22 protein-coding genes are annotated in these 19,430 nt (G+C 69.1%); 10 read left to right on the forward strand and 12 right to left on the reverse strand.

Annotated features, from left to right (window positions below):
- Nucleotides 1–72 precede the first annotated feature (72 nt).
- The 9 genes from BMW54_RS15905 to BMW54_RS15945 all read right to left on the reverse strand — a co-directional run bounded on the left by BMW54_RS15905 (nt 73) and on the right by BMW54_RS15945 (nt 7,402).
- Nucleotides 73–435, reverse strand: a complete 363-nt coding sequence (locus tag BMW54_RS15905; RefSeq protein ID WP_090057999.1) for a hypothetical protein — start codon at nt 433–435, stop codon at nt 73–75.
- A gap of 94 nt (nt 436–529) precedes the next feature.
- Nucleotides 530–1,213: an HAD family hydrolase gene (locus BMW54_RS15910; RefSeq protein WP_090058002.1), complete on the reverse strand. Its 684-nt coding sequence runs from the start codon at nt 1,211–1,213 to the stop codon at nt 530–532.
- A 51-nt stretch (nt 1,214–1,264) separates the two neighbouring features.
- Complete coding sequence (locus BMW54_RS15915; protein ID WP_090058004.1) at nt 1,265–2,098, reverse strand: pirin family protein; 834 nt, start codon at nt 2,096–2,098, stop codon at nt 1,265–1,267.
- 117 nt (nt 2,099–2,215) lie between these two features.
- Nucleotides 2,216–2,887 carry a YecA/YgfB family protein gene (locus BMW54_RS15920; protein ID WP_090058006.1) on the reverse strand — a complete coding sequence of 224 codons (672 nt, stop codon included), beginning with the start codon at nt 2,885–2,887 and terminating at the stop codon, nt 2,216–2,218.
- Nucleotides 2,884–3,651, reverse strand: coding sequence for an exodeoxyribonuclease III (gene xth, locus BMW54_RS15925; RefSeq protein ID WP_090058007.1), 768 nt, complete (start codon nt 3,649–3,651; stop codon nt 2,884–2,886). The genes BMW54_RS15920 and xth overlap by 4 nt, the downstream gene beginning before the upstream one ends.
- Nucleotides 3,652–3,703: 52 nt before the next feature.
- Nucleotides 3,704–5,749, reverse strand: coding sequence for a M3 family metallopeptidase (locus BMW54_RS15930; RefSeq protein ID WP_090058009.1), 2,046 nt, complete (start codon nt 5,747–5,749; stop codon nt 3,704–3,706).
- 127 nt (nt 5,750–5,876) lie between these two features.
- A complete protein-coding gene (locus BMW54_RS15935; protein WP_090058010.1) occupies nt 5,877–6,410 on the reverse strand; it encodes a gamma carbonic anhydrase family protein in 534 nt (177 codons plus the stop codon).
- Nucleotides 6,411–6,448: 38 nt separating this feature from the next.
- On the reverse strand, nt 6,449–6,745 hold the full coding sequence (locus tag BMW54_RS15940) for a hypothetical protein (RefSeq protein WP_090058012.1): 297 nt from the start codon (nt 6,743–6,745) through the stop codon (nt 6,449–6,451).
- 129 nt (nt 6,746–6,874) lie between these two features.
- Nucleotides 6,875–7,402: a hypothetical protein gene (locus BMW54_RS15945; RefSeq protein ID WP_090058014.1), complete on the reverse strand. Its 528-nt coding sequence runs from the start codon at nt 7,400–7,402 to the stop codon at nt 6,875–6,877.
- Nucleotides 7,403–7,742: 340 nt separating this feature from the next.
- On the opposite strand from BMW54_RS15945, the gene BMW54_RS15950 reads away from it, so the two are divergent.
- From BMW54_RS15950 to BMW54_RS15965, 4 genes are all read left to right on the forward strand, one after another.
- Nucleotides 7,743–10,982, forward strand: coding sequence for a protease pro-enzyme activation domain-containing protein (locus BMW54_RS15950; RefSeq protein WP_090058016.1), 3,240 nt, complete (start codon nt 7,743–7,745; stop codon nt 10,980–10,982).
- A 174-nt stretch (nt 10,983–11,156) separates the two neighbouring features.
- Nucleotides 11,157–11,615: a DUF4126 domain-containing protein gene (locus BMW54_RS15955; protein ID WP_090058017.1), complete on the forward strand. Its 459-nt coding sequence runs from the start codon at nt 11,157–11,159 to the stop codon at nt 11,613–11,615.
- Between the two features lie 155 nt (nt 11,616–11,770).
- Nucleotides 11,771–12,391, forward strand: coding sequence for a LysE family translocator (locus BMW54_RS15960; RefSeq protein WP_090058019.1), 621 nt, complete (start codon nt 11,771–11,773; stop codon nt 12,389–12,391).
- Between the two features lie 51 nt (nt 12,392–12,442).
- Nucleotides 12,443–12,730, forward strand: coding sequence for a hypothetical protein (locus BMW54_RS15965; RefSeq protein ID WP_090058022.1), 288 nt, complete (start codon nt 12,443–12,445; stop codon nt 12,728–12,730).
- 18 nt (nt 12,731–12,748) lie between these two features.
- Here BMW54_RS15965 and BMW54_RS15970 read toward each other — a convergent pair whose 3' ends face one another.
- Nucleotides 12,749–13,018, reverse strand: coding sequence for a YkgJ family cysteine cluster protein (locus tag BMW54_RS15970; RefSeq protein WP_090058024.1), 270 nt, complete (start codon nt 13,016–13,018; stop codon nt 12,749–12,751).
- Entirely contained in the window at nt 13,018–13,854 is an 837-nt protein-coding gene (gene aroE, locus BMW54_RS15975) for a shikimate dehydrogenase (protein ID WP_090058026.1), read from the reverse strand. Before aroE ends, BMW54_RS15970 begins: the two co-directional genes overlap by 1 nt.
- Before the next feature lie 174 nt (nt 13,855–14,028).
- Here aroE and BMW54_RS15980 point away from each other — a divergent pair, with 174 nt between their 5' ends.
- The gene (locus BMW54_RS15980; RefSeq protein WP_090058028.1) at nt 14,029–14,247 is read left to right on the forward strand and encodes a hypothetical protein; all 219 of its coding nucleotides are present in this window, start codon (nt 14,029–14,031) and stop codon (nt 14,245–14,247) included.
- 127 nt (nt 14,248–14,374) lie between these two features.
- On the opposite strand, the gene BMW54_RS15985 is transcribed toward BMW54_RS15980, so the two are convergent.
- A complete protein-coding gene (locus BMW54_RS15985) occupies nt 14,375–15,859 on the reverse strand; it encodes a RimK family protein (protein WP_090058030.1) in 1,485 nt (494 codons plus the stop codon).
- A 224-nt stretch (nt 15,860–16,083) separates the two neighbouring features.
- On the opposite strand from BMW54_RS15985, the gene BMW54_RS15990 reads away from it, so the two are divergent.
- The 5 genes from BMW54_RS15990 to BMW54_RS16010 all read left to right on the forward strand — a co-directional run bounded on the left by BMW54_RS15990 (nt 16,084) and on the right by BMW54_RS16010 (nt 19,298).
- On the forward strand, nt 16,084–16,554 hold the full coding sequence (locus tag BMW54_RS15990) for a GNAT family N-acetyltransferase (RefSeq protein WP_090058032.1): 471 nt from the start codon (nt 16,084–16,086) through the stop codon (nt 16,552–16,554).
- 44 nt (nt 16,555–16,598) lie between these two features.
- The gene (locus BMW54_RS15995; RefSeq protein WP_090058035.1) at nt 16,599–16,808 is read left to right on the forward strand and encodes an LPS translocon maturation chaperone LptM; all 210 of its coding nucleotides are present in this window, start codon (nt 16,599–16,601) and stop codon (nt 16,806–16,808) included.
- Nucleotides 16,809–16,814: 6 nt separating this feature from the next.
- Nucleotides 16,815–17,642, forward strand: a complete 828-nt coding sequence (gene dapF, locus BMW54_RS16000) for a diaminopimelate epimerase (RefSeq protein WP_090058037.1) — start codon at nt 16,815–16,817, stop codon at nt 17,640–17,642.
- A gap of 64 nt (nt 17,643–17,706) precedes the next feature.
- Nucleotides 17,707–18,393 carry a DUF484 family protein gene (locus tag BMW54_RS16005; protein ID WP_090058040.1) on the forward strand — a complete coding sequence of 229 codons (687 nt, stop codon included), beginning with the start codon at nt 17,707–17,709 and terminating at the stop codon, nt 18,391–18,393.
- Nucleotides 18,390–19,298, forward strand: a complete 909-nt coding sequence (locus BMW54_RS16010; protein WP_090058042.1) for a tyrosine recombinase XerC — start codon at nt 18,390–18,392, stop codon at nt 19,296–19,298. The genes BMW54_RS16005 and BMW54_RS16010 overlap by 4 nt, the downstream gene beginning before the upstream one ends.
- The last annotated feature ends 132 nt before the right edge of the window (nt 19,299–19,430 follow it).

Below are 19,430 nucleotides of genomic sequence, written 5' to 3' on the forward strand. Positions count from 1 at the left end.
GACGGCCCCGGCCCCCACCCGGCATTAGGGTCACGCTGCCACCGGAGGGTGGGAGCCGATCGCACCGGCGAATCAGTGCGTGGCCACTCGCGTCCGTAGCAGCGCGTCCACGGCCTGCTGCCATTCCGCCGAGCCCGGCGCCGCCTGCGGAGCCTCCTGTCCCAGCTTCCGATTGACCGCAGCGCTCCACTCCGCCGTCCCCGGCTGCGGGCCATGCCCGTCGTCGCTGACCGCCAGGGTTTTGTCCACCCACGCAAGCCACTCGGCCGATCCCAACGCGGGATTGGCCGGGGCCGTCTTGCCCGGCGCGGGCGAGGCGACCGTCGTCGCGGCGGCGGAGGCCGTGTCCGACGCCGGAGCGGTCGGCTCCGAATGCGTGCAGGCGGCGATGATGAAGGCGGTCGCGAGGGGAACGATCGTGAGCAGGAGGCGCATGGCCAATGAAATCCTTGCGAATGCGTAGGCCTGCGATGCTACGAAGCCCACCCAGTCCCTTCCTTAAACGGCGTAGGGAACTTCCTACCCTTGTTCAGCTTCGGGCGGCGACCTCGTCGATGTGGCGCAGCAGGTCGGCCGGATCCTCGAAGACGCGGTAGGCACCGGCGCGCTCGAGTTCGTTCTCCCCATAGCCGCCGGAGAGCAGGCCGATCCCCAGGGCGCGGGCGCGCTGCGCGGCCAGCATGTCCCAGATGGCGTCGCCGATGACCATGGCGTCGCGGATGTCGGTGCCGAGCCGCTCCGCGGCCGTCACGAAGAGGTCCGGGTCGGGCTTGGCGTGGCGGACCTGGTCCCGGGTCACCACCGGCACCTTGTTCGGATCGACGCCGAGGGCGGCGATGTTGTGCGCCGCGGTCTCCATGCGCCCCGACGTGGCGATCGCCCAGGGGATGTTCGCGTCGGTGAGCCATTTCAGCAGCGCGACCGCGCCGGGCAGCGGCTTCACGGCGCCCGCTTCCGCGAGGCGTCCGTACGCCGCGGCGTGGTTGCGGCGCAGGCGGTCGATGCGCTCCGGCGTGATCTCGGTGTTCGTCTCGCGGAGCAGGATGTCGGTGAACAGGCCACCGCTCATCCCGATCTTGCGATGGATCCGCCACACGGAAAGGTCGATGCCCTCCATGTCGAGCGACTCTTTCCATGCGAGGACGTGCTGGTAGACGCTGTCGACGAGCGTGCCGTCGAGATCGAAGAGGAACGCATGTTTTTGTCTGGACATGTCGTTCAGGTTACGCGCCGGGTGGCGCGAGTGGCAACCTCGCGATCAACGTCAGAACTTGCCCGCGCGGAAATCCGCGATCGCCTCGTGGATCTGCGCCGGTGTGTTCATCACGAACGGGCCGTAGCGGGCGACGGGCTCCTTCAGCGGCCGGCCGGCGACGAACAGCACGCGGCTGTGGCCATCGGCGACGAATTCCACCTTCGGGCCTCTCGACAGCACCGCGAGCTCGCTGCGGGCGACGGCTTCGCCACCGATGCGCACTGCCTGGCCTTCGAACACGTACGCGAAGGCGCTGTGGTCTTCCGGGACGTCCAGTTCGAATCGCGCACCGGGCTCGAGCGAGATGTCGAAGTACACCGGCGCCGTGCTGATGCCGCTGACAGGACCCGTCTCGCCGGCCAGGTCACCGGCCACGATGCGCACCGTGACGCCTTCGGCGGGATGCACGACGGGGATCGCCGAAGGCGCGATGTCCTGGTAACGCGGCTCGACCATCTTGTCGGCGGCCGGCAGGTTCACCCAAAGCTGGAAGCCCCACATGAGGCCCTCTTCCTGCTGCGGCATCTCGGAATGCAGGATGCCGCGGCCGGCGGTCATCCACTGCACGCTGCCCGGACCGAGATCGCCGGTGTTGCCGTGGTTGTCGCCGTGACGCATGCGCCCGGCGAGCATGTACGTCACGGTCTCGAAACCGCGATGCGGATGCTCCGGAAAACCTTCGATGTAATCGCCTGCCTGATCGGAACGGAATTCGTCGAGCAGGAGGAACGGATCCAGCATGTCGAGCGCAGGCTGGCCGATCACGCGCTTGAGCTTCACGCCCGCGCCGTCGGCGGTGTCCATGCCGGTGACGCGGCGGACGATGTGACGATGAGTGGTCATGGTGGGCTCCGTGGTAGGCACCCAAGATGCCGCTTTCGCCGCCGCCAGAGAAGCTCCCACCTGTGAACGATGCGTTTCCGCCCTATGCGCCGAGCCGGTGCGGGCGACGCCGCGGCGTCAATGCACCCAATGCCCCGACCGCTGTCGCGGCGGGCCGTCCTCGCCTTCGACGCGCGGACGCGCCAGCGCCTTGAGCTCGTCCTCGCTCGGCGGATTCTCTCGCCAGTAGTTGCCGACCTGGTTGAGCACTTCCGGCAGCTGCCCGAGGCATTCGTCGTATTCGTCGTCGGTGAGCTTCTCGAACTCGGCGTCGGCCTGGAGCACGCCTTCGTCGACCGCGAGCGCCATGATCGGGCCGAGCAGCTGCATCAGGCCCGGATCCTCGGCCAGCCGGGTTTCCCACAGGCCGGCACGCATGTCGATGCCGCGGCTGAAACCTTCGCACCAGCCGGCGGCGGACAGCAGCGGGCCTTCCTCGGTATCGATCTCGCCGAGGATCGGCTCGTAGGCGTCGACGTCCAGCTCGGCGCTGATCGAATCGTTGAGCTTGGCGAGCAGGGCGAGCACGCGGTTGCCCTCGTCCTCGTCGTCGAACGCGTCATGCAGCACTTCGTGCAGCCATTCCTCGGGCTTGACCTCGAGCGGACCGATCGCGATCGCCGACAGCAGCCCATGCACGCCGTCGAGCATGAGGGCGCCGTCGCCGCCATGCGCGCGCAGGAAGGTATCGAGTTCTTCGAGTTCCCTGTCGTCGAGGGAGCTCGGCCATTCGGACTTCGGTGTATTCAAAGGTTCAACTCCAGCGCGACGGGCGCGTGGTCGGACGGCTGTTCCCACTTGCGCGGCGCCTTGTCGATGATGGACGACGTCGCCACGGATTTGAGCGCATCGCTGATCAAGATGAGGTCGATCCGCAGGCCCATGTTGCGGCGGAACGCCGCCTGGCGGTAGTCCCACCAGCTGAAAAGGCCGGCATCTTCGGTGAAAAGCCGGAAACTGTCATGAAGGCCGACATCCAGCAGGGCCTGCAGCGCCGCGCGCTCCGGCGGGGAGCAGAAGATGTCCTCGCCCCAGGCCACCGGGTCGTAGACGTCGCGGTCGTCGCGGCAGATGTTGAAGTCGCCCAGCACCACGAGCTTCTCGTGACGTGCCCGCTCCTGTTCGAGGAAGTCGCGGACCTTCGCCAGCCAGTGCAGCTTGTACGTGTACTTCTCGTCGCCCAGCGCCTTGCCGTTGACGACGTAGAGGTTCACCACGCGGACGTCGCCGACCGTGGCGGCGAGGATGCGCCGCTGCGGATCGTCCAGGCCCTCGATGTCGGTGACGACGTCGGTGGGCTCGTCCTTCGCCAGGATGGCCACGCCGTTATAGGTCTTCTGCCCGGAATACACCGAGCGGTAACCCATGGCGGCGATCTCGTCGACGGGGAACTTGTCGTCGGTGAGCTTGGTTTCCTGCAGCGCGACGATGTTGGGCTGCGCCTCCGTGAGCCACTGCTGCAGGTGGGGGAGACGAACCTTGAGGGAATTGACGTTCCACGACGCGATCTTCATCGCGCCATTGTAAAGGAAGCCGCGCGGCTTGCCGGGGCCGCGCGGCGGTGCCTCAGGCGAGGCCGTAGCTCTTGAGCAGGGCGTCGGGCTCCGGTCCGCGGCCGCGGAACGCCGTGAACGAGGCCAGCGCCGGACGCGTCGCGCCCACCGCCAGCACCTCGCGACGGAAGCGCTCGCCCGTCGCGCGGTCCAGCACGCCGGCTTCCTCGAACGCCTCGAAGGCGTCGGCCGAGAGAACCTCGGCCCAGAGGTAGCTGTAGTAACCGGCCGAATAACCGCCCGCGAAGATGTGCGTGAACGCATGCGGGAAACGCTGCCAGGCCGGCGGATGCATCACGGCCACCTCGTGGCGAACCTGCTCGAGCACGTCGAGCGGACGGGCTCCGCGCTCCGGGTCGTACTCCAGGTGCAGGCGGAAGTCGAAGAGACCGAACTCGAGCTGGCGGACGAGGAACAGGCCGGCGTGGAAATGACGCGCGGCGACCATGCGGTCGTAGAGATCGTCGGGCAGCGGCTCGCCGGTTTCGTAATGCCGTGCGAATTCGCGCAGGGCCTGGCGGTCCCACGCGAAGTTCTCCATGAACTGGCTGGGCAGCTCCACCGCGTCCCATTCCACGCCGTCGATGCCACCGACGGACGGGATGTCGACCTCGGTCAGCATGTGATGCAGGCCGTGCCCGAACTCGTGGAACAGCGTCAGCACGTCGTCGTGCGTGAGCAACGCCGGCGTGTCCGCGGTCGGCGGGGGGAAGTTGCAGGTGAGGAACGCGATCGGCAGCTGGAGGTGCTCGCCGTCGCGGAATCGCGAGGCGCACACGTCCATCCAGGCGCCGCCGCGCTTGCCCGAGCGGGCGTACATGTCGAGGTAGGCACCGGCGAAGACGCTGCCATCGGCGTTGACGACGTCGTAGTACTTCACGTCCTTGTGCCAGGTGTCGACATCGTCGCGCGGCACGAAGCGCACGCCGTACAGGCGCTCGACCACCATGAACAGGCCGTCGATCGCCGCGGATGCCGGGAAATACGGCTTGATCTGCTCCTCGTCGAGCGCGTACTTCTGCTGGCGCAGGCGCTCCGCGGCGAAACCGACGTCCCAGGGCTCCAGGTTGTCGATCTTCAGCTGCTCACTGGCGAAATGGCGCAGCTCTTCCAGTTCCTTCTTCGCCACGGGCTTCGCGCGCGCGGCGAGGTCGCGCAGGAAGTCGAGCACCACCTGGGGCGAGGCCGCCATCTTGGTCGCCAGCGACTCCTCGGCGGCGTTGGCGAAGCCGAGCAGCTGCGCGGCCTCGTGGCGAAGCGCCACGATCTGCTCGATCCGCTCGCTGTTGTCGAACTTGCCCTTGTCGGGGCCCTGGTCGGAAGCGCGCGTCTGGTAGGCGTAGTACACGGCCTCGCGCAGCTCGCGCTTCTCGGCGTAGGTCAGCACGGCCTGCACGCTGGGCTGCTTGAGCGTGACCAGATACCCGTCCAGCTTCATCTCGCGCGCGTATTCGCGCAGCACGGCGCGGCCGGAGGCGGGGATGCCGGCGAGGTCGCGCTCGTCGGTGATGTGCATGTGCCACGCCTCGGAGGCGTCGAGCACGGCGTTCGAGAATTCGGTCGTCAGCTTGGACAGCGCCACGCCGATCTCGCGGAAGCGCGTGCGGGCCGGTTCGTCGAGCGCCACGCCCGAGAGCCGGAAGTCGCGCAGCGCGTGCTCGACCGCCGCCCGGCCGGCGACCGGAAGTCCGGCGAAATCCGGGCGGTCGGCCACGGCCTGGACGGCCGCGTAGAGCTCGCGGTTCTGTCCGACCTCGATCCCATGGTCGGTGAGCTTTTCTTCCGCGGCGCCGTGCGCCTTGCGCAGGGCCGGCGTATCGGCCACCGAGTGCAGGTGGCTGACCGGCGACCAGGCGTGGGACAGCGTCTGGTCGAGCCGCTCCTGGGCCAGGATCACGTGGTCGAAGTCGCGGACGGCGTCCGGCGCGGCGATCGCGTCGATGGCGGCACGCTGTTCGGCGATCAGCGCGTCGATGGCAGGCTCGACGTGTTCCGGACGGATGGCCGAGAACGCGGGCAGGCCGTTGGGGTCGAGAAGGGGGTTCGTGCTGGTGTCCATCGCGGATCTCCTGTCAGGCGGTCAGCGTGGTGTCCCGGGCCGCCCAAATCAAGCGGCGGTGTGTCATGGGGCCGTTGGAGCGGACCTCCCACAGCATCGCGGCCAGGTCCGCTCCTACCGGCGGGCGTCAGGCGAGGTAATCGTCCTTGAGCCGCACGTAGTTCGCCGCGGAGTAGTAGAGCTGCTCCACCTGCGCGTCCGAGAGCACCCGGACCATCTTCGCCGGGTTGCCAAGCCACAGCTCGCGCTCGCCGACCACCTTGCCGGGCGGGATCAGCGCGCCCGCGCCCACGAAGCCGTTCTTCTTCACCACCGCGCCGTCGAGCACCGTGGCGTGCATGCCGATGAGGCAGCCATCCTCGATCGTGCAGGCGTGGATCACCGCGCCGTGCCCGATGGTGACGTCCTCGCCGATGAGGGTCGGGAAGCCGCCGGGCGTGTACGGGCCGTCGTGGGTGACGTGGATGATCGCGCCATCCTGCAGATTGCTGCGGGCGCCGATGCGGATGTGGTGGACGTCGCCGCGGGCGACGGCGCCGGGCCAGATCGACGCGTCGTCGCCCAGCTCGACGTCACCGATGACGGTCGCGGCCGGATCGACGTAAACGCGGGCGCCGAGGCGCGGGAGGATGCCCTTGAAGGGTCGGATGGAGTGGGTCATGGCGCCTAGTGTAAACGCCGGCGCCATGACCCCGGCGTTTACTGGAACGACCCGCCGACGATGCGGCCTTCGCCGTCGAGCTTCGGGAAATAGCGGCTGTTGTTCTGGCGCATCTCGCGCGTGGTCATCATGTCCGGAGTGACCAGGAGGACGTCGGGATAGGCGGCATGGAACTGCTCGGGCGTCGGCTTCGTGGCGATGAAGGTGTCGAAGGCCTTCATGTCGGTGACGAATCCGGAGACGGGCTTCGGCTGGCCGGCCGGCGCGGTCTGGCAGGCGCTCAGGGTGGCGATGCCGAGGCCGGCGGCGAGGAAGAGTCGGATGTGACGGTTCATGGGTGAGGCTCCTTGCCCTGGGGGTGGGCCGCTATCGTAGCGTGATCCGGTGGGAGCGGACCTGGCCGCGACAGCTTCTCGCCCGACGCAACAGGCCCTGTTGCGGATCGCGGGCCGCGCCCAGGACAGCTAACCGTTGCGGCGGCGGATCTGCTCGGCCTTCGCCTCGTCCTCGGCCGTGACGACCTGCTGCTGCGCATCGAGCTTGGCGCCGAGAATGATCAAGGTGTAGTTGGTCGGGTCGAAGTCGCGCAGAAGCGCGATTTCCCGGCGTGCCTCTTCGAGCTCGCGGCGGTTGATCAGCCGTTCGATCTCCTGCGACGCAAAAGGGAGCGTCTCGCGAAGGGCGTCGAGCGCCGTGGCGTTCTCCGGCTCCAGCTGCACGACGCTGAGGTAGTACTCGTACGCGTTGTTACCCTGCGGGGCGACGAGGCGACCCTCGCGCGTGGCGTCTCGCGCCAGCCCCAGGAGGATGTCGACACCCGATTGCCCGGCGTCGGAGGACGACGGGCTCGACGTCGTGGCGCCGGCGGTTTCCGCGCCGGGATGACGGACATGCAGCGTGGCGTACGCCGCGACGGCGGCGAGCGCGACGACGAGGCCGCCGACGAGGATGACCGCGCGGCGGGGAAGCGCGGCGTTGAATGGGTTGGACATGCACGGATCCGGGGGAACGACCCGCGACCAGGCCAGCCCCCTGTCGGCAGGCCCCGGCGGGCGCGCCATCTTCCCGCCCGATTGTTGCAGTTCCATGGCGTACTCACGCCGGACCATACGGAGACGCATGGCATGATGGATCACATATTCGTGCGATGCCCCTGCGTTTGGACGTCCAGATGTGACCCGCGTCCCGTTACGCGCGTGCGGCGACGGTTAGCTTTGCCGCACTGATAGCCCGGCGACGGCGTTGGAATCCGCACGGGATTCCGCACGGGGGGAAAGCCTGCGGCAGGGAACTCGGTGGGCAAACATCACTCACGCATAGGGAGCCATCACGATGTCACGCAGGTACCACACCTGGCTCGCGCTCGCGGGCCTGACGACGGGCTGCGCCCTGTCGTTACCGTCCGCCGCGACGGATCTGCAGCAGGCGACGCGATCCCTGCAACCCAAGGCCGTCGCGCGCGTCACGGGTCGCGTCGAGAGCGTATCGACGTTCGCGCTCCCCGGCACCGCGCCCACATCGGCCCTGGCGAGGCACGACGCCGGCGCGATCGCGCCGGCGCAGACGATCGACAACCTCACCCTGCTGCTCAAACGCGACGACGACACGGAGAAGGCGTTCCGCACGTTTCTCGCCGCGCAGAAGAATCCGGCCTCGCCCGAGTTCCACCACTGGCTCACCGCGAAGGAGCTCGGCGAGCGCTTCGGCCCCGCGCCGCAGGACGTCGAGAGCGTGCAGCAGTGGCTGCGCTCGCAGGGCCTGACCGTCGCGCGGGTGTCGAGCGACCGGATGCGCATCGAGTTCTCCGGCCCGGCCGCGTCGGTGTCGAAGGCCTTCGGCACGGAGTTGCGCCATTACGACGTGGACGGCCAGCGTCACTTCGCGGCCAATAGCGCGACGCGGGTTCCGGCGGCGCTGTCGACGGTGGTGCAGGGCGTGACGCTGCACGACTTCTTCCCGACGGCGCAGCATACGAAGGTCGGCACGAGCACCTTCGACGCGAAGGCAGGCAAGTGGTCCGGCGCGCAGACCGAGAGCCCGTCGTTCACGGTGCCGCCGGGGACGGCGAATCCGCACGTCTCGTACAACCTCGTCCCCGCGGACTTCGCGCAGGTGTACAACGTGAAGCCGCTATGGGAACGCTCGCAGCCGCTGCGCGGCGCCGGCCAGACCATCGCCGTGCTCGGCCGCTCGGACGTGCAGCCGCAGGATGTCGCCAGCTTCCGCAAGGCGTTCCTTCCCCCCGATGCGCAGGGCCGCTTCAGCATCCTCCATCCCACCTGGCGCGGCGAAGCGTGCAAGGCGCCGGGCCTGGCCGGCGACGAGGCCGAAGCCGCGCTCGACGTGCAGTGGGCCGGCGCGGCCGCGCCCGACGCCGACATCGTCCTCGCCACGTGCGCCGATGAAGGCGCCACGTTCGGCGCGTTCCAGGCGGCATCGCGCCTGCTCGAGCCCGGTCCCTACGGCGAGCTGCCGCCGCCCGTCTGGAACCTGAGCTATGGCTCGTGCGAGTCCGCCGATCCGTCGAATGCGTTCCTTGCCGACGTGCTCTGGTCGTCGGCCGCGGCCGAAGGCGTGACGGTCTTCGTGGCCTCCGGCGACGCCGGCTCCACCGCATGCGACCAGGGCGCGCTGTTCTGGTCGACCTCGGGTGCCGCGGTCAACGGCCTGGCGTCGTCGCCGTCCGCGGTCGCGGTGGGCGGTACCGACTTCGACGATCTCGGCCAGCAGTCGCGGTACTGGACGTCGTCCAACCTCCCGTATTACCAGTCCGCCATCGGCTACATCCCGGAGATGACCTGGAACAACACGTGCGCCAGCAGCCATCTCTACACGCTGCTCGGCTACGAGGACGGCGTGACGGCGTGCAACGACGAGTACGGCCCCGGCGCCAGCTACACCCTCGTCGCGGGCGCCGGTGGCGGCGCCAGCATCACGCACGGGCAGCCGGTCGCGCAGATCGGCATCGCCGGATCGACGAACCACGCGTCGCGCACGCTGCCCGACGTCTCGCTGTTCGCGGGCAATGGCCTGTACGGCCATGCGCTCGTGTTCTGCATGTCCGACGCCGCCAACGGTGGCACGGGCTGCAACTTCGGCAAACCCAACGCGGTGTTCGCCAACTCGGCAGGCGGTACGTCGTTCGCCGCGCCGGCCATGGCGGGCGTGCAGGCGCTGATCAACCAGGCCTCGGGCGGCCGCAACGGCAACATGCTGCCGGCGCTGTACGGCGTCGCCGCACGCCAGTACGGCACGGTCGGGTCGCCGAACGCGGACGTGCTGCGCGCGTGCAATTCCAGCAGCGGCGCCACGATCGGCGCGGCGTGCGTGTTCAACAACGTGACCGAAGGCGACATCGTGCAGCCGTGCGGTGCCGGATCGCCGAACTGCGACACGGGCCGCAAGCTCAACAACGTCGTCGGCATCGTGCGCGCCGGCGACCCGACGACCAATACGCTGGTACCCGCATGGCAGGCCAACGTCGGTTACAGCATGGCGACCGGCCTGGGCACCATCAACGCCGCGAACCTCGTCGACGCGGTGGTGGACTGGAATGCTCCCGCTCGCCGCGCTTATACGGCACCGGCGGACTACCTCGCCCTGAACCAGCTCTTCACCGGCGATGGTTACAGCGACTTCGCCTACGTCGATCCGACGCGGCACGTGCTGCACTCCGTGGCGATGAAAGGCGCGGTCAGCCTGTTCGACGAGGGCCAGACGCTCCCGGCGGACCTCGACATCGTGACCTATGGCGATGTCGTTCCCGGCCTCAACGCGCTTTCGCTGCATTCGGGCGAACTGCTGCTCGTCGGAAGCGACAACCGCCTGCACGTGTGGGTGTCGGCGGCCACCGGCGGCTACTTCACGTTCACGGTGGCCGACCCGATTCCGGACAACTATCGCCTGCTCGGCGTCGGCGTCCATGACCCCAGCGGCGTGCAGAAGCTGATCTGGTACGACACGAAGACGTCCCGGATCGCGTGGTGGGCGCTCGATCTCGATCCGGCCACCCAGAACGACATCATCGTGGTCGGCAAGTCGTGGCCGGTCGACGGCATCGCGGGCGCGACGCCGACCCTCGCCGACGTGAACGGCGACGGCTATACCGACCTCGTCTGGACGGCGACGAACCGGACCGGCGTGGCGCTGTGGATCTCCAACCAGCACGGTGGATTCTCGAAGCGCGCACTGGGCGATCGTGCCGCCGGCGACACGCTCTACGGCGTCGGCGACATCGACGGCAACGGCACCACCGACCTGATCTGGACGAACGCGGCCAGCGGCCAGCTGTCATGGTGGACGATGGACGGCTTCCGCGTCGCCGGGCGCGGCTCGGAAGCGGTACCGGCCGGCCTGACCATCGCCGGCATCGGCGACTACGACGGCGACGGGCGTGCCGACATCCTGTGGCGAGACGCCGAAGACCGCATCGTCCAGTGGCAGCGCACGAAGACGGGCTTCGCATCGTTCCGCGTCGCCGATGCCTATGGCGAACCGCTCGTCATCGGCAAGGACGCGACGATCCCCGCCAACCGCTTCCAGGGCGGCCGCCGCGTGACGCCGGCGCTGTAACCGACGCCGACCCGATGGTAGGAGCGCGCCCTGCGCGCGACATCTTTTCGCGAAGAGCCACAGGGCCAGTTGCGCCCAGCCTCAAAAGATGTCGCGCGCAGGGCGCGCTCCTACTAGCCACCATGGGCCTGGGCGGTGCCTAATGCCCTCACCTTCCAGGAAGAGGTGCACGCCATGGTTCTGCTGCTCGCCCTGCTCATCGGTATCGTCGCCGGTCTACGTGCGCTCATGGCACCCGCGGCGGTCGCGTTCGCGGCGCGCTTCGGCGGCCTCGCGCTCACCGGCACGCCACTGGCCTTCATGGGCTACGCGTGGACACCGTGGATCGTCGGCGTCCTCGCCCTCGGCGAACTCGTCACCGACCAGTTGCCGACGACGCCCAGCCGCAAGGTTCCCGTCCAGTTCGGTGCCCGCCTCGTCACCGGCGGACTGAGCGGCGCCTGCGTCGGCGCGGCACACGGCATGCTCGTCGGCGGACTGATCGCGGGCGTGGTCGGTGCGGCGATCGGCACCTGGGGCGGCGCGGCCCTGCGCGCGAAGATGGCCGCCGCGTTCCGCAAGGACGCTCCCGCCGCCATCATCGAGGACATCGTGGCGATCGTGCTGGCGATCGCCGTGGTCACGGCGGCCTGACCGCGACGAACGCCCGTTGGAGCGCACCTGGGCGCGATGGGTGCTTGCCGCGAGCACCCATCGCGCCCAGGTGCGCTCCAGCATAACGGATGGACGTCTAGCCATCCATCCGGAGAGCGGCTACAGTCGGGTCTACCCGTCCCGGGAGCCCCCCCGTGATCGACTTCAATGCCATCGCCCTGGTCTTTTCCGTCTACGTCGTCGGTGTCGTGATTCCCGGCCCGAACTTCGTCGGGATCGCGCACCGCGCCGCGTCGGGTACGACGCGCGAGGCGCTTGCGATGGTGGGTGGCACGGTGCTCGTGAACCTGTTCTGGGCGAGCTGCGCGATCCTCGGCATCGGGGTCGTGTTCGCCACGTTCCCCTGGATCGCGCTCGCGGTGAAGATCGTCGGCGCCTCCTACCTCATCTGGTTCGGCGGACGTCTCATCGTCAACGCGCGCCATGCCGGTGCGGATAGCCCGGCACGCGGCGGTCCGGGTGGTGTGGCTCGTGCGTTCCGGGCGGGCATCGTCACCAATATCGGCAATCCGAAGGCGATGGCGTTCTACGCCGCCGTCTTCTCGGCGGCCGCGCCACGGCACGTTTCGCTGCCCACCTTTCTTTGCATGCTCGGCGTCGTCGCCGTCGTGGCCTCGCTCTGGTACGGCTTCGTCGCCGTGGTCTTCTCCACGCCTGCCGTCGCCGCGCGCTACCGCCGCGGCAAGGCCTGGATCGATCGCGTGTGCGGCGCGGTCATCGTTTCATTGGGGGTGCGCCAGCTGCTGGTGCGCTGACACGAGCCGGTCATCGGGCCGGCGCACGCTCCCTCGGAAAGGAGGAACCCGATGCGTTACACGAGCCGTTGTCTCCACGCCGCGCTGATGGTCGCCCTGGCGGGCTGCGCAGCCACGCCGACGCCCGTCGCCGTCGCGCCACGCGTCGCACCCATCGCCGTTTCATGCACCGAGGCATCGCTCAGCGACGCGCCCTGCATGGCCATGGCGAAGGAGAAATGCGCCGCGCCGGCGGTGGACACGATCCACCTCGTGCTCGCGACACCGGAAGGCCCCGGCACGAACGCACGCTACGACTACGAAGCGACGTATGCGTGTCCGAGGAGCGTGGCGATGTAGGAGGCGCGGGGCGCGCTCCTACACGGGGCTCGCGGACGTGGCGCGTTCCAGGCGGGTGATCCACGCCAGCGCGTGATCGCGGTCCGGGCCGCACATCGATGCCTCAGGCCGCAGGCCGCCGCAGACCTTCGGCCGCTCGGGGCGGCCGAAGATCGCGCAGCGGTTGTCGTCGGTGAGTTGCACGCAACCCACGCCGGCCGGCTTGCCGTGGGGCATGCCGGGGATCGCCGAACTGATCGACGGGGCAATGCAGCAGGCCCCGCAACCGGCGCGGCAGGCGAGGCTCATCAGAAGCGCTGACGCAGCTGCGCGTAGACCGGATCGGTGTCCGGGCGCTGACCGTGCCAGCGCTCGAAGGCGTCGGCCGCCTGTTCGACGAGCATGCCCAGGCCGTCGCGGAACCAGTCGGGGCGGACGCCCGCCGCGACGGCCCAGCCCTTGAAGCCGGCGGCTGCCGCGCCGTAGCAGAGATCGTAGGCCGTGGAATGGTCCTGCACGATGGACATCGGCAGGTCGAAATCGCCGCCGGTGACGCCGATGGAGGTGGCATTGACCACGAGGTCGAAACACTCGCCTTCCAGGCCGTCCCAGTAACGGGTGTGGCAACGCGCCGGTTCACCGATGGCGTCGGCGATCTCGTCGGCACGCTCGGGCGTGCGGTTGACGATCGTCAGCGTCTTCACCCCGGCGTCCATCAACGCCCAGGCGACGGCCTTCGCCGCGCCGCCGGCGCCGAGGAGCAGGGCGTCGTGGCCGCGCAGGTCGAAACCGTGGCGCTCGGTGATGTCGCGGACGAAGCCGCTGCCGTCGGTGTTGTGTGCCTGGATGCCGCCGCCGACCAGCGGCGTGAGCGTGTTCGCGGCGCCGGCACGGGTGGCCGCGTCCGTCCGGGCGCTGGCCAGCCCGAAGGCGGCATTCTTGTGCGGCAGGGTGACGTTGGCGCCGAGGCCGCCTTCGCGGAAGAAGCCGCGTACCGCGGCGTCGAAGTCGGCGGGCGCGGCGTCGATGGTCTCGTAGCTCAGGCGTATACCGAGCTGCTCGGCGAACGCCTGATGGATTTCCGGGGACAGCGAATGCGCGATCGGGTGACCGAACACGGCGAAACGGTGCGCTTCAGCGCTCATGGACTCTCCTGGCACGGCGCCGGACACGCCGCCCGGCGTCACGGATTCTAATGCGGCTGGTGGTCCGCGCGGTCAGTGTGCGGCGCGCCGGGTAAAGCGCCGGTCAACAGTCGCGACTCCTGAGACGGGGGCGCGCGAGGCTAAGCCCATCGACACGTCCGCCGGGAGTCCGCCATGAACGACACGCTTTCGCCGCGCCGCCTTCGCGCCCTCATCGCCATGGCCTGGCTGGCCGCCGGCGCGCTGCTGCTCCTGCTCACCCCGTTGACCGGCCACAGCGAGAGCCTGGGCTGGACGCCGGCGTTCTGGCTGCTGCTGGCCCCGGCGAGCATTCTGGTGGCGATGAAGCCGGGCCTGCCGATGTCGTTGCTGGCCGCGCTGTTCCGCCGATAACGGCCGTCGTAGGAGCGCGCCTTGCGCGCGACAGCTTTTCGCGATGAGCGGCGGCCCCTGCTGCTCACGGCCCTAAAAACTGTCGCGCGCAGGGCGCGCTCCTACGCTGCACGGCCGACAGGGTTCATCATCCCTGGATGCCCAGCCGCTTCAGCTCCAGCCGGCGGAGGAACTCCTGCATGATCCGCAGGTACAGGTCTTCGCCGAGGTAGGCATCCTCGACGCCCGCGTCGATCGACGGGTTGTCGTTGACTTCGATCACCACCGGGCGATCGCCGACCTGCTTCAGGTCGACGCCGTAGAGGCCGTCGCCGATCGTCTGCGTCGCCTTGAGCGCCAGCTTCACCACTTCGGAAGGGGCGTCACGGACGGGGACGGTGCGGAAGCCGCCGGATTTGGCGGTGCCCTTGGCGCCGTGGTTGTAGATCTGCCAATGGCCGCGCGACATGTAGTACTGGCACGCATACAGCGGCTCGTGGTTGAGCACCCCGATGCGCCAGTCGAACTCGGTGTACAGGTATTCCTGCGCGATCAGCAGCGCGCTGTGCGAGAACAGTTCGCCGGCCGCCTTCTCGAGCGCCTCGCGGGTTTCCACCTTGACGACGCCGCGCGAGAACGAGCCGTCGGGAATCTTCAGCACGATGGGCAGGCCCAGGCGCTCGGGGAGGTCGCGCAGGCGCTTCGCGTCGTCGCGGTAGAGTATCTCCGTGATCGGCGTGGCGAGCTTGCGCGCGACCATGAGGTCGTTCAGGAAGATCTTGTTGGTGCAGCGAAGGATCGACGTGGGGTCGTCCATCACCACCATGCCTTCCTTCTCGGCGCGATGCGCGAAGCGGTACGTGTGATTGTCGCTGGCGGTCGTTTCGCGGATGAACAGGCCGTCGTATTCGGCAAGCCGCTGGTAGTCGTTGCGTCCGATCGGATCGACTTCCATGCCCAGGTGCTTGCCGGCTTCGATGAAGTGCTTCAGCGCCTTCTTGTTCGATGGCGGCATGGCCTCGTTCGGATCGACGAGCATCGCGAGGTCGTAACGGAAACGGCGCCGGGCGCGCGGCTTGCGCCAGATCTTCCGCGAGAACTTCTCGAGGGCCTGCGCGAAGGCGTCCTCCTGCGCATCGTCCAGCGTGTGCAGACCCACGGCCTTGATCGCCGACACCTGCCACACGCGGTCGCGCTCGAACTCGATGCGCATCAGCGGGCACGGGAACATGTCGAAGACCTGCCTCGCAAGATCCTGCAGATCGGGTAGCGCGGTCTCGCCGAAATAGACGAGCACGCCGAAGTCGGTGGTGTCGCGTCCACCGGCCGGCAGGAAATTCGACAGCTTCTGATTGAGGTCGTCGATGTCCAGGCCGTAGAGCGAGCGACGGCGCAGGTCGTTCACCGTGCGCACCGACGGGATCACCTTGTGCCCACGCGCCTCGGCGAGCAGCGACACGTAGTAACCCGTGCCCAGGTACTTGTAGCTGCGGCAGAGGTTGATGACGTGGGTGCGTTCGTCGTCGCCGCCGACCGGCTGGCGGAGGTAATCCATGGCGCTGACGACATCGGCGGACGGGTAGTACGAGGCCCAGTCCGAGGCTTTCTCCACGACGATGACGAGCCGGCTCATGAGACCTCGTTCGATGGCGAACCTGTCGTTTCGACTCCGCCCGGAGCCGTTCGTTTCGCCGGTGCGCAGTGTGTGCCTTCCTCCGCGACACGCACAAGCGCCATCGGTGCCGGATTCATGAAAAAGTCATTGATCCTCGCGGGCCCGGGGTCTACAGTGCCGCGCTTCCCCCGGCCCCAGCGGCCGTCGATGCCTTTCCCTCGCGCCGGAGTCCGATCAAGCGCATGCGTCCAGCCCCGGTCACCGCAGCGGTGCGCGTACGTCGCGCCGAAGTGAGCGATCTCGACGATCTTGTCGCCCTCGAGGAATCGAGTTTCGCGCAGGATCGCCTGAGCCGCGCCCAGTATCGCAAGCATCTCGACAGCGAAAGCGCGACGGTGCTCGTCGCCAGCGCGAACCACCGGCGGTTCCTCGGCACGGCGGTCGTGTTCTTCCGCAAGGGCACCACCGTGGCGCGCCTTTATTCGATCGCGACGAAACCCGAGGCCCAGGGCAAGGGCGTCGGTTCCGCACTGATCGAGGCGGCCGAGGATGCCGGGCGCGCGCGCGGATGCCGAGCCCTGCGCCTCGAGGTGCGCAAGGACAACGCGGTGGCGATCCGCCTCTACGAGCGGCTCGGTTACGCGCGCATCGGCGAATACGCGAACTACTACGCCGATGGCGCGGACGCCTTCCGCTTCGAGAAGCTGCTTTGACGGGAGGCAGGGCTATACTGCGGGTCGTTTCCGGGGAACCGCCCATGCGCCGACTCATCCTGCCGCTTGCCCTCGCATCCACGCTCGCCGCGCTGTCCGGCTGTGGCCAGAAAGGTCCGCTGTTCATGCCGCCCCCGCCGCCGGCGTCGGCCACCGCGGCGCCCGCCGCGCACCCGGCCGCAAGCTCGACGTCCCTCGCGCCGCCGCCGGCCAGCACGGCCCGCACGCCGTTCAACCCCGTCATCCACCAGTAAGCCGCCATGCCGTCCCGCTTCACCAAGATGCATGGAATCGGCAACGACTTCGTCATCGTGGACTGGCGCGAGGACGCGCCGCGCGTGCCCAACGCCGCGCGCGTGGCGGCGCTCGCCGATCGTCACACCGGCATCGGCTTCGACCAGCTGATCAGCATCGAGCCGGCCCGCGACCCGTCCTGCGCGTTCTATTACGGCATCTGGAACGCCGATGGTTCCCCCTCGGGGCAGTGCGGTAACGGCGTCCGCTGCGTCGCCGCCTGGTTGTTCCGCGACGGCGCCATCGAGCGCGACACCGATGTCCGCCTCGAAAGCCCGTCGGGCCCCGTCGTCGTGCGCGTGCTCGACGAGAACCGCGTCGTCGTCGACATGGGCGAACCCGATTTCGATCCGGCGCACGTCCCGCTGGATCGTCCGGCGCACGCCACCTATACCGTGTCGGTCGATGGCGAGGACGTCTCGTTCGGCGCCGTCTCGATGGGCAACCCGCACGGCGTCGCCTTCGTCGACGACGTCGCCGATCCGCGTGTCGACCGCCTGGGACCCTTGCTCACCGCCCACCCCGTGTTCCCGCAGGGCGCCAACATCGGCTTCGCGCAGCGGCTGGGCCCCGACCTGATCCGCCTCCGCGTGCACGAGCGCGGCAGCGGCTGGACCCAGGCCTGTGGCACGGGCGCCTGCGCCGCCGCCGCGGTGGCCCAGTCGCTCGGCCTGGCGACGCCGGTCGTGGGCGTCGAACTGCCCGGCGGCACGCTCACGATCGAATGGCACGGTCCCGGCCACACCCTCTGGATGACGGGCCCCGCGGCCTTCGTCTTCGAAGGCGAAGTGTGACGTTCTCGCCCGAACGCGGCACACTGCCCGGCAACGCAGATCGCACCACCCGAGGAACCGAGCCATGACCGATACCGCGATCGACGGCGATATCAAGCCAGCCACCGTGGCGTCGTACCTGCGCCGGCATCCGGCGTTCCTCGCGGACTACCCCGACCTCGCGAACGACCTCGTGCTGCCGAGCGCGAACGGCCCGGCCGCGTCGCTCGCCGTGCATCAGCTGCGCGGCCTGCGCGAGAAGAACGCCGAGCTCGAATCGCGCCTGCGCGAGCTCACGGCGGTGGCCGGCGACAACGAGAAGCTCATGCGTCGCGTCCACGGGCTCATGCTCGCGCTGCTCGGCTCGCGCGACATCGAGGAGACGGTGCGTAACGTCGTGCGCCGGCTCACCGAGGATTTCCAGTCGGAGCGGATCCGCCTGATCTTCTTCGGCGACCTCGCCGGCCTGCCCGATGAGCCCTGGCTCCTGCGCGAGCCGCACGGGGTCTCTGGCCTGCCCGAATTCGCTTCCTTCCTGGAGCACGGCGATCCGGTCGCGGGCCGCCTCGCTCCGGACAAGCTGCACCGCCTGTTCGGCGACGCCGCGCCCGACGTCCGGTCGGCGGCGCTGATGCGCATCGGCCCCGACGCGATCCTCGCGATCGGCAGCGCCGACGCCGACCGGTTCCATCCGGGCATGGGCACGCTGTTCCTGGACATGATCTCGACGACCGTCGGCTCGGCGATCGAACGGGCGCGGAAGGTGGCGTGACCCCGCGCGCGTCCGTCGAGGCCTTCCTCGGCCATTTCGCGGCCGAGCGAGCGCCTTCGGCGCATACGCTGGCCGCGTACCGGCGCGATCTCGAGAAGCTGCTTGCCTTCATGGACTCCGAGGGGCTCGCCAGCTTCGACGACCTGAGCCCGGACCGCCTGCGCACGATGATCGCCCGCCTGCACCGGCCGCCGCCGGGCCGGAAGGGCGCGGAGACCCGGGCCCTCGAACCGAACAGCATCCAGCGTCTGCTCTCCGCCTGCCGCACCCTGTTCCGCTACCTCACGCGCGAAGGACGGCTCGCCCACGATCCGGCGGCGGGCGTCCGCGGGCCGAAAGTGCGCCGGAAGCTGCCGCAGGTGCTCGACGCCGACGAGGCCAAGGAACTGGTCGAGACGAACCTCGGCGGGACGCTCGCCCCGCGCGACACGGCGATGATGGAGCTGTTCTATTCCAGCGGGCTGCGCCTCTCGGAGCTCTGCGGCCTGCGCTGGGGCGACCTCGACCTCGATGGCGGCCAGGTCCGCGTCCTGGGCAAGGGCAACAAGGAACGGATCCTGCCCGTCGGCCGCTTCGCCGTGGCCGCGCTCCAGGCGCTGGCCGCGCTCGGCGGCGCGGGGCAAGATCAGGCCGTCTTCAAGGGCCGCGGCGGGGCGCCCATCGGTGCCCGGGCCGTGCAGCTGCGTCTCGCGAAGCTGTCGAGCGGCCAGGCCAAGCGCGTCCATCCGCACATGCTCCGGCATACCTTCGCCAGCCACATGCTGGAGTCCTCGGGCGACCTGCGTTCGGTGCAGGAGCTCCTCGGCCACGCCGACATCGCCACGACCCAGATCTACACGCACCTCGACTTCCAGCACCTGGCGAAGGTGTACGACGCCGCGCATCCGAGGGCGAAGCGGAAATAGGAGCTGGGAGACGGGAAGTGGGGGCGCCGTTCGCGGCGATCGTTCGAGGGGGCCGGTCACTTCACCCCGGCGACAACGCGCCCGGGCGGTTCACGCACCCTCGGGCGCTCGCCGGAGCGCACCCCCACTTCC

It is taken from the genome of Luteibacter sp. 329MFSha (assembly GCF_900111665.1).
In the GTDB taxonomy this organism is placed as follows: Bacteria; Pseudomonadota; Gammaproteobacteria; order Xanthomonadales; family Rhodanobacteraceae; genus Luteibacter.